Below are 16,011 nucleotides of genomic sequence, written 5' to 3' on the forward strand. Positions count from 1 at the left end.
AGAAATAAAAGTTTTGCATCAGCTTATGGCTGATGCGTGTTCTGCATACATTGTGAAGAGAAGATTGATCTGGAGGCTTCCAGGTGTTTTGGGTTCTGCCCAAGGCGTCCGAGCCCAGTTCCTGTGAACCCATGGATGGCCTAGCCGGCCGGATGTGGTGGAGGGACTGGAGGTAGGAAGGAAGCTTGTCGCTCTGGGTCGTTGTTGTTTGCTGTCTTTAGGGACGGCATCTGACGGACGACTTGATTACCGTTGCCTGACCGCGCGGTATCGGATCATATCTCGAGAAGCTGGTCTTAAGACAGGCTGCAAGCGAGCTGCTCGGCGTAGCTCCAATAAAGCAGACCTGTCGAACACGTTAATGGCATTGTTGGATTGACTGGGTTGTAAAAGGTAACCCGGTCTGTTGCCGTTCCTTCTGGAGCGGGCAACGAGACGATGAGCATTGGCAATGAGAACGATTAAGTGTCGTAAGGGCATTTGGTGGATGCCTTGGCATGCACAGGCGATGAAGGACGTGATACGCTGCGAAAAGCCGTGGGGAGCTGCGAATGAGCTTTGATCCATGGATCTCCGAATGGGGCAACCCACCTTAAATACCTAGAAAATCATTCTGGTTGTCGGATCTTCGATCCGACATTACGGCGAATGATCGCCGACGGCCTCTGGCCTGTATGGGAGTTTCCCAATACAGCGCGGAGCGCGTCGCCGGTCGTCCGGCGCGCTAACGCAGCGCTGCACGAAGTGCAGAACGAGCGTGAGTGACAACCCGAATGGTTTCTAGGTATTGTGATAAGGTATCTACACCTGAATACATAGGGTGTAAGAAGCGAACGCAGGGAACTGAAACATCTAAGTACCTGCAGGAAAGGACATCAACCGAGACTCCGCAAGTAGTGGCGAGCGAACGCGGACCAGGCCAGTGGCAATTGTGATTAAAGTGGAACGCTCTGGAAAGTGCGGCCGTAGTGGGTGACAGCCCCGTACGCGTAGATATCATGATTGTCCTAGAGTAGGGCGGGACACGAGAAATCCTGTCTGAACATGGGGAGACCACTCTCCAAGCCTAAGTACTCGTGCATGACCGATAGCGAACAAGTACCGTGAGGGAAAGGTGAAAAGCACCCCGACAAGGGGAGTGAAATAGAACCTGAAACCGGATGCCTACAAACAGTCGGAGCCTGAAAGGGTGACGGCGTACCTTTTGTATAATGGGTCAACGACTTAGTGTAACAAGCAAGCTTAAGCCGGTAGGTGTAGGCGCAGCGAAAGCGAGTCTGAATAGGGCGATATAGTTTGTTGCATTAGACCCGAAACCGAGTGATCTAGCCATGAGCAGGTTGAAGGTTGGGTAACACCAACTGGAGGACCGAACCCGCATCTGTTGCAATAGATTGGGATGACTTGTGGCTAGGGGTGAAAGGCCAATCAAACTCGGAAATAGCTGGTTCTCCGCGAAATCTATTTAGGTAGAGCGTCGAGCGAATACCCCCGGGGGTAGAGCACTGGATGGGCTATGGGGACTCACCGTCTTACTGATCCTAACCAAACTCCGAATACCGGGGAGTACTACTCGGCAGACACACGGCGGGTGCTAACGTCCGTCGTGAAAAGGGCAACAACCCTAACCTCCAGCTAAGGTCCCCAAGTCATGGCTAAGTGGGAAAGGATGTGAGGATCCCAAAACAACCAGGATGTTGGCTTAGAAGCAGCCATCATTTAAAGAAAGCGTAACAGCTCACTGGTCTAAATAAGGGTCTTTGCGCCGAAAATGTAACGGGGCTGAAGCCATGCACCGAAGCTGAGGATGTGTAGCAATACACGTGGTAGCGGAGCGTTCCGTAAGCTGATGAAGGGAGACCTGTGAGGGCTCCTGGAGGTATCGGAAGTGCGAATGTTGACATGAGTAACGATAAAGAGGGTGAGAGACCCTCTCGCCGAAAGACCAAGGGTTCCTGCTTAAAGTTAATCTGAGCAGGGTTAGCCGGCCCCTAAGGCGAGGCAGAAATGCGTAGTCGATGGGAACCACGTTAATATTCGTGGGCCTGGTGGTAGTGACGGATTGCACAAGTTGTTCATTCTAATTGGATTGGATGGGCAGCGGAGCGGTTCCAGGAAATAGCTCCACCGTATAGACCGTACCCGAAACCGACACAGGTGGTCAGGTAGAGTATACCAAGGCGCTTGAGAGAACTATGTTGAAGGAACTCGGCAAATTGCACGCGTAACTTCGGAAGAAGCGTGACCCCATTTTACGCAAGTATGATGGGGTGGCACAGACCAGGGGGTAGCGACTGTTTATCAAAAACACAGGGCTCTGCGAAGTCGCAAGACGACGTATAGGGTCTGACGCCTGCCCGGTGCTGGAAGGTTAAGAGGAGAGGTGCAAGCTTTGAATCGAAGCCCCAGTAAACGGCGGCCGTAACTATAACGGTCCTAAGGTAGCGAAATTCCTTGTCGGGTAAGTTCCGACCTGCACGAATGGCGTAACGACTTCCCCGCTGTCTCCAACATAGACTCAGTGAAATTGAATTCCCCGTGAAGATGCGGGGTTCCTGCGGTCAGACGGAAAGACCCCGTGCACCTTTACTATAGCTTTACACTGGCATTCGTGTCGGCATGTGTAGGATAGGTGGTAGGCTTTGAAGCGGGGACGCCAGTTTCCGTGGAGCCATCCTTGAAATACCACCCTTATCGTCATGGATGTCTAACCGCGGCCCGTCATCCGGGTCCGGGACAGTGTATGGTGGGTAGTTTGACTGGGGCGGTCGCCTCCGAAAGAGTAACGGAGGCGCGCGATGGTGGGCTCAGACCGGTCGGAAATCGGTCGTCGAGTGCAATGGCATAAGCCCGCCTGACTGCGAGACTGACAAGTCGAGCAGAGACGAAAGTCGGTCATAGTGATCCGGTGGTCCCGCGTGGAAGGGCCATCGCTCAACGGATAAAAGGTACGCCGGGGATAACAGGCTGATGACCCCCAAGAGTCCATATCGACGGGGTTGTTTGGCACCTCGATGTCGGCTCATCGCATCCTGGGGCTGGAGCAGGTCCCAAGGGTTTGGCTGTTCGCCAATTAAAGCGGTACGTGAGCTGGGTTCAGAACGTCGTGAGACAGTTCGGTCCCTATCTGCCGTGGGTGTAGGAATATTGACAGGATCTGTCCCTAGTACGAGAGGACCGGGATGGACATATCTCTGGTGGACCTGTTGTCCTGCCAAGGGCATAGCAGGGTAGCTACATATGGACGGGATAACCGCTGAAGGCATCTAAGCGGGAAACCCACCTGAAAACGAGTATTCCCTATCAGAGCCGTGGAAGACGACCACGTTGATAGGCCGGGTGTGGAAGTGCGGCAACGCATGAAGCTTACCGGTACTAATAGCTCGATCGGCTTGATCGTTCTCATTGACTATGCTCATCGAACAAAGTTCGATGTGCCAGACCTTTTGTCCTGACGCGCCAATGGCGCTGCGGACGGCCCGCCAAACGATTGGCGACGGCCGCTGGCCTGTATGGGTGCCACAAGCACCCGCAGCCGGAAAAGATCCAAAGACGTGTTCAAAAAAGAAAACAGGCTAACGCCTGCCAGCTTCTCAAAACAACAAAGTTGCGCTTTGCCGACCTGGTGGTTATGGCGGGGTGGCTGCACCCGTTCCCTTTCCGAACACGGCCGTGAAACGCCCCTGCGCCCATGGTACTTCGTCTTAAGACGCGGGAGAGTAGGTCGCTGCCAGGTCTGCAAAACGCAACTATGTAAAACAATCTTCTCATCACAAAAACGGCCCAAAGCCGAGACAAAAGGGCCGCTCACAAGCGGCCTTTTGTGTTAGAATACATAAGCAAATCCCACGGATTTGCGCTGGCGCGGGGTGGAGCAGCCCGGTAGCTCGTCAGGCTCATAACCTGAAGGCCGCAGGTTCAAATCCTGCCCCCGCAACCAAATACGACAAAGCCCGCCCCGTGCGGGCTTTGTCGTATCTGGTAACGGGTCGAGGAGTTAACGCCTCTTCAGGGGCCCGCAAGAAGGCGTAGCCGACGCAGCGGGACAGAAAACAACAAATCCTGACCCCGCAACCAAACCTTCCCATAAAAACAATACGCAAAAAAGCCCGCCTCGTGCGGGCTTTTTGCATTGCCAAAAGTGGGTCGAGGCAGGCATCCAGGATGCAGTAATTCGGATCCTTCAGTTCAATTCACTCCGAGCCAAGAATTCTGCTGCCTGTATTGTATCCAAGGCACTCGCTGTCTCCCTGAAGTAAGGAAGGGTTTCCCAGAGGCTGCGATCGCCGACGATATAGAATCGGCGTTTTGCGCGTGTCAGGGCAACGTTCAAAAGGTTCGGCTTCGACGCGGCCCAGGCTGCTGCTCCGCTGTGAGCGGCATCGGCGCCAAGCACCATGAAAACGATGTCTTCTTCCTTGCCCTGGAAGGTATGCACCGTGCCTATCCTTTCCTTCAGCCACCTCAACAGCTTCGGTGGAGACGGGCGCATATTTCCGTCCGGATCGATCCATGCCGCGTGGGCCAGAGCTTGCCTCAGACTGTTCTTGATCTCCTTGAACGGCGAGATGATATAGAGATCCGGCAATGCGCCGTCCCGGCGATAGGTGGCGGTGAGAACGTCGACGATGAAATCCGTCTGTTCTGGAACGGCCTGTTTGCCTGACACCCTTCCCCTGACGTCGATCCAGGCGCTGTCGCCATAAAACGGTGGAGCGTCACCAGCCGGCCGGCGCTCTTCCAGCCCGAAGACCATCTTGTTCTGATAGGCGATCTGGTTGGCAAGGCCGAACATCGGATCGACGCAGCGCCGATGTACCCTGAGGGGACTGCCGATCCAGAGCCCGTCGGCTTCCTCGCCTGAGACCGTTGTCCCATAGCGGTTGGTGGCGTCGGCCAGCATCTGCACCGACGCCGTGTTCGGCGAATATTGCCCTGCCGCCGTGTGGGGCGAGAGAGCCGAGGTGGCGGTGATCAGCGCGCTTGGCAGCGTGAAGACCGGCTCGATCTGCTGGGGATCACCGATCACCATGACGCGCCGCGCCCGCAACAGGGCGCCGACGGCCGCTTGCGGCACCGCCTGACCAGCTTCATCGATGAAGACCCAGCCGATCGAGCCGGTGTCGAGGCCGCGGAACTGCCGGGCAAAGGAGGCGAAGGTTGTCGAGACGATGGGAACGATCATGAAAAGGCTCTGCCAGATCAACGCAATGTGCTCGCCGTCGGCGGGGCCGTTGTTGGAAAGCAGTTTGTTGATGGCGACGATATTTCCTCCAAAACCTCCGCCTTTCTTGCCCACATCGGCCAGCCACGCTTCATGCAGCGTCAACGCTGCTTGAAGCAATGCCGAACGCAGACCTGCCAGTTCGTCCTGATGCCACAGACCGCCAATCTGGAACTGATCGGTCTCAAGATCGGTGAGGCGCCTAGGTAGGGTGGGATGATTGAGAATTTCCCCTAGGTGGCCGAATTCCTCCCTTTTCCTGGACCAGATTTCTCGTTGCGACCGCAGTGCCTGTTCGGCACGTTGATGTCTTCGCAAAGACTGTTCCAACGCAGGTCTGAGGTTTTTCGCAAGGTGATGTTCGCAGTCCGCCAGCGCCTTGCGCAGTTCCAGCTGTCTTCGTGCATTGGCGACGACATTGTGCCGATGCTGCCGGGCAGGGTTGGTCGACAGCACTTTCTCCCACCACGCAGGAGCGCCGCGGTCGAGCAGCAACTCCTCCTCCTTCAGAGGAGACAACCCTTCCCTGATGCGGAGCATATCGGCGGCAACCATATCGCATCGGTCCTGTGCGTGTCGAAGTTCGGCCGCAGCTGCTCTGACCTTTTCAAGCGCCTCGCGGCAGAAACCATCCTGCGAAACCAGGGCGATTTCGTCATGGAGATCGGCATAGCGTGCATATTCGCCGATCTTGCCGCGAACCATCTTGTCGGCGGCCTGAAATGCCGCCGATGCTTCGGCGAAATTTGGCCCCTTATAACCCTTTAGCCACTCCCAGATGGTCTGTGGTTTGTCCGCACCGGACCAGCCGGGCTTCGGCCTGTCGGCGATCTCCATGAAGGCGAAACGTTCCTTGAAGGCTCGGCGATTCCCTGAATTGCCGAGCGCACAGGCGATCAGTCCCCATGGGCGATCGCCATCGGAGAGCCTGACGACGGCTCCGTTGTCCTTCTGGCAAGCGATTTTGTGCGCGATGGTCTGCAGATATTGGAATGAAGACGTTCTCGCGACCGAGATTCGCTTCGGAAGGTCGCGCGAAATATTCTCCACGGCGGCGTTGTTGGAGGAGGCGACGACCATTTCGAATCCTGCCAGGGCCGGGATCAGCGCCGATATCGAGGCCGTGCTCCGGTCCGAGAAAATGACGCGGCGCGGCGCGCCATCGAAGGCATCGCGAGCCGTCTTCAAGGAGGCCAGGATGCGGGCGCGCCGAACGATATTATCCGCGAACATGTCGCGAAGCAGCGTCGTCTTTCCCGTCCCTGGCGGGCCGTTGACCGAGAACAGTCCCGTTTCCGACAGGTCGTCGATTGCCGAATTGATCGCGAACTGTTGCATGAGGCTCATGGCGTGGTGCGGTTCGCTGAGCCAGCGCCCGCGGTTGAGTTTTCCAGGATGCAAGGCCCGAACGATCGCCCGGCGTCCGTCCTCCGAGTAGAGGTCGATCCGTTTCTCACGCGCCAGCGGGGTGAGATATTGTCTGAGCGGCGCGGGGATATCGCCATGCGTGACGCGTATCATCGCCCGCTCGATGTCCTCGATGAAGAAGCTGTTCAGGATGCCGATGTCGTCTTCAACGCTTGCACTCTCGTCCTCGTCGTCGGCATCGATCGCATTACTATCAGGCGGTGGCGGCAAGGAGATAAGCTCAGGTTTTTCCACCCGGTCTCGATAGCGTATTTCAACAGCGGCGATGGGCTTTTCGTGCTTCGAGGCAAAGCCGGCCCAATCGCAGAGCAATTCATGCAGCATCAGGATTTCGTTGGCATCGATCGGTTGATCTGCCGTGTCTTCGGCGGACGAAGATCTCAGATGCCGTTGAGCCCGAAAGTTTTGAAGCAATTCCGAGAGCTGCCGCTTGCTGTCGGCAAATGCCTCGTGGCTGAGCGAGGAGAGGCCGGATTTCCGCACCCGTCCCAGAGCCCATGGAAGCGTGGAAACCGAAAATGTTTCGAACATCGGCTCTCCCAAGGGGGAGAGCTGCAGGCTGGCAAAGCAGGTATCGCCATCGAGATCACCGCGTTCGGCATCGTCATATTCGGCGATATCGGCTGTAACGCTATCGAAGTGTCTGCGGATATCGGCAATTTCGGATTTGTTGAAAACCCCGAGGAACAGGGTAAAACCCGTGATCTGCTTCTCCTCGGGGATCGCTGGACGGCTGAGTGCGGCACCGTCATCCCCGAGCGTTTTCGCATGCAGCCAGAAAACACTTAGGCCTTCACCGGAGACGATGCGGCTGGAGAGATCGTAAGGAATGAAGAACTCGATCTTGTGCCAGAAATCGAGAATGGCCAGAAGCCGTTCCCTTTCGGCGCCGTCTGCAATTGTCTGCATGACTTCTCACTGAGGAATTGCAAAAATAGGCTCGCGCTTTCTTTTAGCAACGATTGCAGCTCAAAATCAAAGACCATGGTGACTGCGCGTCCCAGCCGCCGGACCGCATTTCCGCACCATGGCAAGGCCACATCAATGCAGACGTGGCCGGCGTCGCTCGCTGAGTTGCCGTCCCCGGTTCCAGCGGGCGATGGTCTCCGGTATGTCCTCCGCCTTGCCAACGGCGGGTTCGGCGATCGAGCGCAGGCGTTCGAGGGCAACACCCGCCTTGGCGGCATAATCGAGCGAGGTCGGATCGTCCGAATGCACGTCCTGGATCGCGGCGAAGACGGCCTCCGCCTCGGCCAGCCGTTTGCTGGCCGCAAGCGCGATGCCACGCTTGTAATGTGCCTGGATAAGATGCGGCCCGATTTCGCCGACCCGCCGGAAAGTCTCTGCGGCCTGGTCATATTGATGGAGCGCAAGCTGCGTGTCGCCAAGCCGCATTTGGATCGGTGTCGGATCGGGCGCCTGCTCGACGAGAACCTTGTAGGCAGCCAGTGCTTCCGTCAGCTTGCCCCGGTCGAACAGCAGATTGGCGAGCCCGAATTCCGCGCCGGTATGGCCTGGAGCCGATTGCAGGACCTGGTTGAAGGCGATCTCCGCCTTGCTCCGGGCTCCGTTGCGGTACATGTCGAGCGCTTGTTCATAGACGAAACGAACGCTGCGCGGGTTGAGCACGCCATGCAGATTCTGGCCGTTGCGGGTGCGGAACAAGGTGCAGCTGATCCGCCTTTCCTCCGCCCCGAACATGTACTTGTAGGGTTCGTTTCCGCGCAGGAAGTCATAGGTCTTGAAGCCGTGCTCGATCGCCCGCCGGATGCAGTAGCCATGCAGGATGAGACCGGGAGACGGCGTCTTCCAGTTCTCGTCGCGGCCGGTGATATAAAAGAGGATCGCCTTCTTCTGCCGATCGACGATATTTGCCAGCGCGCCGAGCGGCTGGTCGCCATGCCAAAAGACCGGCACCTCGAGATTGTCGCAATTGAAGCTATCCATCAGCATTTCGCGTGTGGTGATGATCAGCCGCTCGGTCCGCTCGGTGCCTTTGCGGGCACTCCACTTGATCCGCCAGAGATTGAAGAGGATGTCCAAGTCCCGATCGATGGTCTCGGCGGTTGCCATCGTGATCCGGTAAATATCGTCGCCTTCGACCTTGCGCAGGAACCGCCGGAGTTTCTGGCGCGTCTGGCTGCTCATGCGCTGTTCGAGATAGTCGTCGAAGCTTGCCGGCAGAGGGACGATCGGGCAAATCGTATTGTCGATATTCTCGCTGTTCTTGGGCGAGCTGTCGCGAAACATCACCTCCGGCCCCTGCAGCGCCTCGATCATCTTCTCGCGCCGGCCAGCAGGGCCGCTGAAATATTCGAGCTTCAGGTCAGTCCAGTTCTGATGTTTGAGAAACGAAGCAAAGCCGGCAATGGCGTGATGCTCGTAATCCGGTCTGACAATGAAGCCGGTGTAATCGGCCGCAAAATTCCCGGCCATGATGATCTCGTCGTAGAAGAGCCCGGTCTTCTCGTCTAGATGCGTGATGAGGCGCAGCGGAAAGAAGGCGACATAGGGTGCTTCGGGATCGCGTTCGCGAAGGGCGAGGATGAACCAGCGGCGTCGGCGGGAGAGATAGTTCTTCAGCCAGATCCAGGAGAGGAAATGCTGCGCGTCGGGATCTTCCAGGAAGACCTGATCCCAGTTCTCGCGTACCGCCTCGAACCCCGCAATGGTGTCGATGATATCTATGCGCATGTCCGCCCCCCAAGACCCCATACGTCACTCGGGAGGTTTCATTCTAATGGCAAACACCGATCTTCAAATAAACCGTCCGGATGATTTAAGTCGCCTAAATGGGATTAGTCCTGAGCCGGCGCATAAGCCAAAATCGCAATCGGTTTTGGTGAAAATGATACACAGATTCAAAGCGATAGAGCACAACGAGTCCTGAGGGATGCTGCGCTTCAACGGACCTCGCCCGAAAGTGTGCAGCGATTTTGAGAACATGAGTACATAAGGATTAGATCAAAGCTCGCCGGAGATCCGCGGGCTCGCATGGATGAAGGCCCAGAGCGTCCGGCTGATGGCGACGATCTCGGCGATCGATTTTTCCAGAAGGTCGAGCTCGCGCGCGTCCATCTGTTCGATCTTGCCGTAACGGATCTGCTTGTCGTCCTCGACGAGCCGCATCAGCTGCGTGCTCGAGATCTCTCCCTTTTCGTCGAAGGAATAGATGCAGTGATTGTACTTGTTGCGGATCTTGGATTCCTTCTTCAGCCGCGACATGGCTGAAAGGATCGCCTTGCGGTCGGAAGGGGAGGTCGAAGCGAGCTTGGACAGTCGCTCGATGAGATCGATCCGGGCGCGCGTGGTGTTGAGCGTCAGGAACACGACGATTGCCGCATCCTTTTCGACCCGGAGAAGATGGGCGATGATGTAGATCAGCAGGCTTTCGGTGTTCGTCCAGACATAGTTCAGGCGGCCGACCCGCAGCAGGACATCGGACATCGCCGCCATGTTTGACCCTTTCTCCCCGGAGGGGATCCATCCCTCGAGGGATGACATGTGGACATTACATCAGAACAACGGCAAGTCCGTCATATTTACAGGTCCGCCCGTGCGGGATCGCGAGCGATCAGCGCTCCTTGAAAGCCCGGGACATGCTGTCGGTGATCGGTTTGCTCAGATATTCGAAGAAGGTGCGTTCCGACGTCTGAATCAGCACTTCGGCCGGCATTCCGGGAACGGGATGGAAATTATGCACCCGCGCAATCTCGGAATCGGGTATTCCGACGCGGACGATATAGACGTCCTTGACCGAAGCTCCCGCATTTTCCTCGATCGAATCGGCTGAGACGTAGAAGACCTTGCCCTGCAGAACAGGGGTCGTGCGCCGGTTGAGCGCCGTGAGGCGGATCGACGCCGTTTCTCCCTCATGCAACTGGTCGATCGAAGTGCGCAGCACCTTCGCTTCCAGGATCAGCGGCACATGTGACGGCAGGATCTCCATGATCGGCTTTCCTGTCGTGATGACACCGCCGGCTGTGTGAAAATAGGAGCGCACCACCGTGCCCGACACCGGCGAACGGATAGTGGTGCGTTCGAGCACGCCGGCGGCCTCGCGCATTTGTTCGCGCACACTGTCCAGATCGGTTTCGGCGGTCTCAAGCGCATCGAGCGCCGCCTGCTTGTTGGTGTTGACGGCGATGACGGCTTCCTGGCGGAACTTGGCGATCTCCGCCTCGCTCTCGTTCAGCTCGCCGTTCAGTCGAGCAATGTCGCCCATCGCATCGGCGATCGCTCGCTCGATTGCCAGCAGATCCGTCTTGCGCATATAGCCGACCTTGACCAGCCGAGCCTTGGAGTCGCGTTCCTCGGTCAGCAGCGACAGCTGCCTTTCAAAGGATTCCCGCTGGCCCCTATAGCCGGCGAACCGGAATTCCAGCGATGCGATGTTCTTCCCGATCAGATTGAGCTGCTCCTCGAGCTTGATCTGCTTGCTGTGGAAGACGACGTTCTGGCTCTGGATGATCGCGTTGATATCAGGATCGCCGGCCTCCTTCGTCACGATATCGGGAAGCTGGAATTCGCGCAGGCCCTGCGCTTCGGCACGGAGTCTGGCGACGACAGCTTCAAGGCGCAGGCGACGAAGCTGCAGCATTCGCTCGTTCGAGCGGGATGCTGTGGGATCGAGGGTCAGCAGGATGTCGCCTTCCTTGACCGTATCGCCTTCGCTGACGCGCATCTCCTTGATGATGCCGCCTTCCAGATGCTGGATGATCTTGTTGTTGCCGGTCGCGACGAAGCTTCCCTGCGCGATAACGGCGGAGGCGAGCGGCGCCGTCGCCGCCCAGAAGCCGAATCCTCCGAACGAGGTGAAGAGAACCGTGAGGCCGACGATGCTGTGCACACGGATCGAGCGCGGCACATCGCTATACCACTCGAGCTGCGCCGGACCGGTCGTCTCCCGATTTTTCCGTCCCATGTCGTTCATCCCTCAATGCGCGGTGCTTGTTGACCGTTATTGCTGTTGTTCTTGGAAAGCGCCTGCAGCACCTCGATCCTTTCCCCGAACATGGCGACAGTGCCGTCCTTGAGCACAAGGATCTTGTCGACGCATTGGAGAAGAGCCGGGCGCTGGGTAATGGTGACGGTGGTAATGCCCTGCTTCTTGGCGTGGATCAGTGCCTTGGCCAGTGCTGCCTCTCCCTGCGTATCGAGGTTCGAATTCGGCTCGTCGAGGACCACGAATTTGGGATTGCCGAAGAAGGCACGGGCGAGCGCAATGCGCTGCTTCTGGCCGCCCGAAAGCGGAGCGCCATCGGCCGCAACGATGGTTTCGTAGCCCTGCGGGAAGCCTGCGATGAGTTCGTGCACGTCGGCGAGCACCGCGGCTTCGTAGATCTGGTGATCGTCGACGTCGTCGCGCATGCGGCAGATATTGGCCTTGATCGTGCCGGGAAAGAGCTGCACGTCCTGCGGCAGATAGCCGATGCTTTCGCCGAACTGACGCTGGTCCCAGTTGCGCAGATCCATCAGGTCGAGGCGTACATTTCCCGATGTCGGGACGATCGAGCCGACGAGCATCTTGCCGAGCGTCGTCTTGCCGGACCCGGAATTACCGATGATCGCAAGCGATTCCCCCTTCCTGAGCGAGAAGGAGATGCCGTTGAGAATGACCTTCTTTTGCGGTGGCGGCACGAAGAGAATGCGTTCGACATCGAGTCGGCCTTCGGGATTGGGGAGACGCAGGCGCGGGAAGTTCAATGGCGAATTCAACAGTAGTCCCTTGATCCTGCTGTAGGCGGCTGCCGACCGGTTGAACTGGTTCCAGCCTTCTATGGCGCCTTCGATTGGTGCCAGCGCGCGTCCCGAGATGATCGAGGCCGCAATCACCATGCCGCCCGTCAGTTCGCCGGCGAGCGACAGATGTGCGCCCCAGCCGAGCAGGGTGACCTGGGTGATCATGCGGCAGGCCTTCGATATGCCGGAGAAGATGATATTGCGGTCCTGTGCCTCGACTTGCGATTTCAGCGAACCCGCCGTTTCCCGGCCCCACATCTTCACGGCCTCGGGGATCATCGCCATTGCGTTGATGATCTGCGAATTGCGCGACATGGAATCGAGATGGAAATTCGCCCGGCTGAGATAGCCGTTGGATTCGGCGAATTGCCGGGCGGTGAATTTCTGGTTCAGATAGGCGATGACGAAAAGCACCGCGCAGCAGACCATGATGATGATGCCGAGATGCGGATGCACGAAATAGACGACGACCACGAAGAACGGCATCAGCGGCGCATCGAGAAATGCGATCAGCGTGCCTGATGTCAGGAAGCCGCGCAGCAGCTGCAGATCCTGCAGCGTCTGATAGTCCTTGCCGCTGCCATGCAGCGATGCCCTCGCTGCAGCGCTGAGAATCGGCGCGCCGAGCTGTACTTCGAGCTCCACCGCGGTGCGCATCAGGATGAAGCGCCGCACCGAATCCATGAAGGCCTGCAGCAGCACGGCGCCGATCACGGCGATCGAGAGCATGACGAGCGTGTCGACGGACCGGCTTGTCAGCACCCGGTCGGATATCTGGAAGAGATAAAGCGGTATCGCCAGCAGAAGGACGTTGATGGCGATCGTGAACATCATGACGACCACCATATTGCGCCGTACCGCCGCCATGCCGCGCGAGAGGCTGGCGGCGAAATTCACAGGCTCGCTACGCTTGTGAAAACCGCCGCCGCTTCCCCCGCCCCCGCCCTCGCCCCCGCCGGGATCGGAATTCTTGCCGTTTCCGCCGCCGCCGGTGCGCAGCCGCCTGTCGTTCTCGCTGATCGGACCGCTTTCTCCTTCGATGGTCTTGCCGAAGGGCATCGTCGGGCTCGATTTAAGCTCGGTCTTCTCTTTCGGCAGTTCGGGGGTCACCCGCGCTTCGATCTGCGGCCGGGCCGGCGCTTCCGGCGTTTTTGCTGTCGCCGGGCCCTGCGCCACCGCGACAGGAGGTGCCGTTTCCACTTTAGCTTGCGGCACCACCATCTTTTCCGGGAGCGGCGCCCGCGTAGCGCTTGCGCGTCCGATATCGGCAGCCTCGTTGGCCGCAGCTTCGGACGTCTCCTTGCGGCCATGGCGAGACGAAGCAGCGGCGCCGCTCAGCCTGCGAAGGTTCTCGACCGCCTCGTCGATCGCGGATATGCACACATCGGTCATCGGCGCATCCGAGGGAGCAGCGGAGGGAATAGTGCCCGATCTCAGATCGAGGGCGCTGCCTGCCGCAAAGATTTGTTTCGAAATCTGGTTCATCGTGGTTCCTTCGCAATACTCAAGGTCAGGCGACCATGGCTTGCATTACGTCGGCGGGGTGCGTCGACGACCATGAAAAGTCATTCCCGGCATTGATGACGCCGTCAGCGCAATCGCCGCCCGCCGGATCGTCGTTGTCGAGAAAGGCGATGACTTCATTGGCGAGCCTGTCGTCGGCCGGCTGCGGCTGTGTCGTGTCATGCTCCACCAGCCCGCCCTGAATGAGGATGGCGTCTGAATAGAGCTGGCCTGCCAGATAAGTCGTCTGGCCGAAACTGTCGTAGTCGACGATCTCGGCGATGTTGACCACCGCATTGTTGCCCGTGTCGATCGTAACCGTTGCGTCGGGATTGTTTTCGAGGATGGTCGATGCCGCCTGGGTCACATCGTCGGAATCGCCGAGGATGCTGACCTGCTTTATGATCGTCATGTCGTAGAGATTGCCGGTGATGTAGAGCACGTTGAGGCCGGCATATCCCTGGAAATTCACATCGAAGGACAGCCCTTCCGGCATGTTGGCATCGCGATCTTCGATCGCCTTCTGCGTCGCGGCCATGTAGTCGGGCATGGCCTCGAACGGGCCGCCCGTCCCGACATTGTGGATGGAGGCGAAATTCCAGATCAGGTTGTTGCCTGTTTGTAGGTCGGCGCCGGGATCGAGGTCGCCCTCTGCCCGCACCCAGTCATTGTCGTAGAGCAGCGAGACCTGCGTGATGCTGTTGATGTCGAGCACATTGCCGCCGATGATCACCAGATCATATTGCAGGCCCATCTGGAAAAAGGAGGAGAAATTAATCGAAGTATTGCCGCCCGTCAGAACCGTGGCTTCGGACCCTGAGGTGGTGACCGTCATCGTGTCGTTGTCGGTGACGAAGTGATATTGCTCGATCCACTGTACGAAGGAGACGTCGCCGTCGATGACGCTGACACGCCAGCTGTTCGGGAAGGTCGACTCGGCTGAAACGGGCTCGGCATGGCTCGATGGTTCGAAGGTGCTGTGTTCGAAGAGGGCGATATTCTTGGCAACCGTCCCCACTTCCTCGGCCGAATGGCCGGATGAATGCAGCGTTGCAGCAATCTCGTCGTTGTCGCTGTAGACAAAGGCCTGGGAGATCGCGTCGACCTGGTGATAATTGCCCATCACCGCCGTGACCGAGGTGATGACGCCGGTATTGATCACCGAGGCGACGTTGACGACGAGATTTGCACCGGCGGTGACATCGAGGCTGCTGCCGCTCGGGTCGGTCTGCTCGACGGATGTATTGCTGTCATCGGGTTCTTCCGGGAGCTTGGCGAGACCGCGATCGGGCAGGAAGTCGTCGAGGACCGGTATATCGGTCTCGGCCTTGCCGTTGACATAGACTTTGTCGTCCATGGGTTCGGTGGTGGCGAAATGATGCGTCACGTCGCTATCGGGCGAGGTCACCCCGCTATCCTCGGTATTTCTGGCATTCCGGGTATAGTTTTGGAGATCCTCGGCGATCTTCAGGGCGCCATCATAGGTATCTGTCCGGTGGAGGCTCGCAAAAGGCGTGAAGATCTCGGCCTTGGTGCTGAAATCCGCGAGCTGCTCGATGACGAAACTCGTGTCTCGAGGCGCATGGACGCCATCCGTCATATCGAGATAGTCGTCGTCGTAGAGGGCGTTGACCTGGAGGACATGACTGATCGCTGAACCAGGCCCGGCAAAGACTGTCAGGTCCGGCTCATCCGTGAGCACGATATCCGTAGGGTCGCCGAAATGCGGTAACGGGATGTCCTTTCCGGCTATCGCCGCCAGCTTCTCGATGCTCTCTTCGAAGACGCGGCCGAAATGGCGCGCCGGGCCAAATTCGATTTCGTAGCTGCCGCTTTTGTAATTGATGCCCGGATCGTAATCCTTGAGCTGGAGATCGGAAGAGAAGGCGGCGGTAAAGGCATCCTGATCCGGCAGAGCCGGTCCATCCGCGCCCGGTCCTGCGCCTTCGGCATAGTTGGTACGCAACCTCATCTCGTCGGTCGTCATCTCGAAGAGACCGATGAAGTGCGCAATGATTTCCGAAATCTTCTCGATATGCATGGTTCGGCCCTCCCATTCGAGATGACGATCGGCCTTGGTAGCGCCCGCCGGGAGCCGTGGTGTGGTCGTCAAA

6 protein-coding genes, 1 tRNA gene and 2 rRNA genes are annotated in these 16,011 nt (G+C 58.0%); 3 read left to right on the plus strand and 6 right to left on the minus strand.

The annotated features are described in order from the left end of the window. Nucleotides 1-459: 459 nt before the first annotated feature. The 3 genes from BA011_RS19985 to BA011_RS19995 all read left to right on the plus strand — a co-directional run bounded on the left by BA011_RS19985 (nt 460) and on the right by BA011_RS19995 (nt 3,940). Nucleotides 460-3,400: ribosomal RNA gene (locus BA011_RS19985) — 23S ribosomal RNA — on the plus strand. Nucleotides 3,401-3,621: 221 nt separating this feature from the next. After that, nucleotides 3,622-3,736 (plus strand): 5S ribosomal RNA (gene rrf, locus BA011_RS19990). A 127-nt stretch (nt 3,737-3,863) separates the two neighbouring features. After that, nucleotides 3,864-3,940 (plus strand) — tRNA-Met (locus tag BA011_RS19995). A gap of 243 nt (nt 3,941-4,183) precedes the next feature. On the opposite strand, the gene BA011_RS20000 is transcribed toward BA011_RS19995, so the two are convergent. From BA011_RS20000 to BA011_RS20025, 6 genes are all read right to left on the minus strand, one after another. Then, nucleotides 4,184-7,561 (minus strand): DEAD/DEAH box helicase, encoded by a 3,378-nt coding sequence (locus BA011_RS20000; protein WP_065281719.1) that lies wholly within the window; start codon nt 7,559-7,561, stop codon nt 4,184-4,186. 132 nt (nt 7,562-7,693) lie between these two features. Continuing rightward, on the minus strand, nt 7,694-9,346 hold the full coding sequence (locus BA011_RS20005; protein WP_065281720.1) for a GNAT family N-acetyltransferase: 1,653 nt from the start codon (nt 9,344-9,346) through the stop codon (nt 7,694-7,696). Between the two features lie 270 nt (nt 9,347-9,616). Then, nucleotides 9,617-10,108: a hypothetical protein gene (locus tag BA011_RS20010; protein WP_012759596.1), complete on the minus strand. Its 492-nt coding sequence runs from the start codon at nt 10,106-10,108 to the stop codon at nt 9,617-9,619. 118 nt (nt 10,109-10,226) lie between these two features. Next, nucleotides 10,227-11,576: an HlyD family type I secretion periplasmic adaptor subunit gene (locus BA011_RS20015; RefSeq protein WP_065281721.1), complete on the minus strand. Its 1,350-nt coding sequence runs from the start codon at nt 11,574-11,576 to the stop codon at nt 10,227-10,229. A gap of 5 nt (nt 11,577-11,581) precedes the next feature. Then, nucleotides 11,582-13,879: a type I secretion system permease/ATPase gene (locus BA011_RS20020; RefSeq protein WP_065281722.1), complete on the minus strand. Its 2,298-nt coding sequence runs from the start codon at nt 13,877-13,879 to the stop codon at nt 11,582-11,584. A 25-nt stretch (nt 13,880-13,904) separates the two neighbouring features. Beyond that, nucleotides 13,905-15,938 carry a hypothetical protein gene (locus BA011_RS20025; protein WP_065282604.1) on the minus strand — a complete coding sequence of 678 codons (2,034 nt, stop codon included), beginning with the start codon at nt 15,936-15,938 and terminating at the stop codon, nt 13,905-13,907. Nucleotides 15,939-16,011: the final 73 nt, after the last annotated feature.

Origin of the sequence: Rhizobium leguminosarum (assembly GCF_001679785.1) — a bacterium.
Classification (GTDB): Bacteria; Pseudomonadota; Alphaproteobacteria; order Rhizobiales; family Rhizobiaceae; genus Rhizobium; species Rhizobium leguminosarum_R.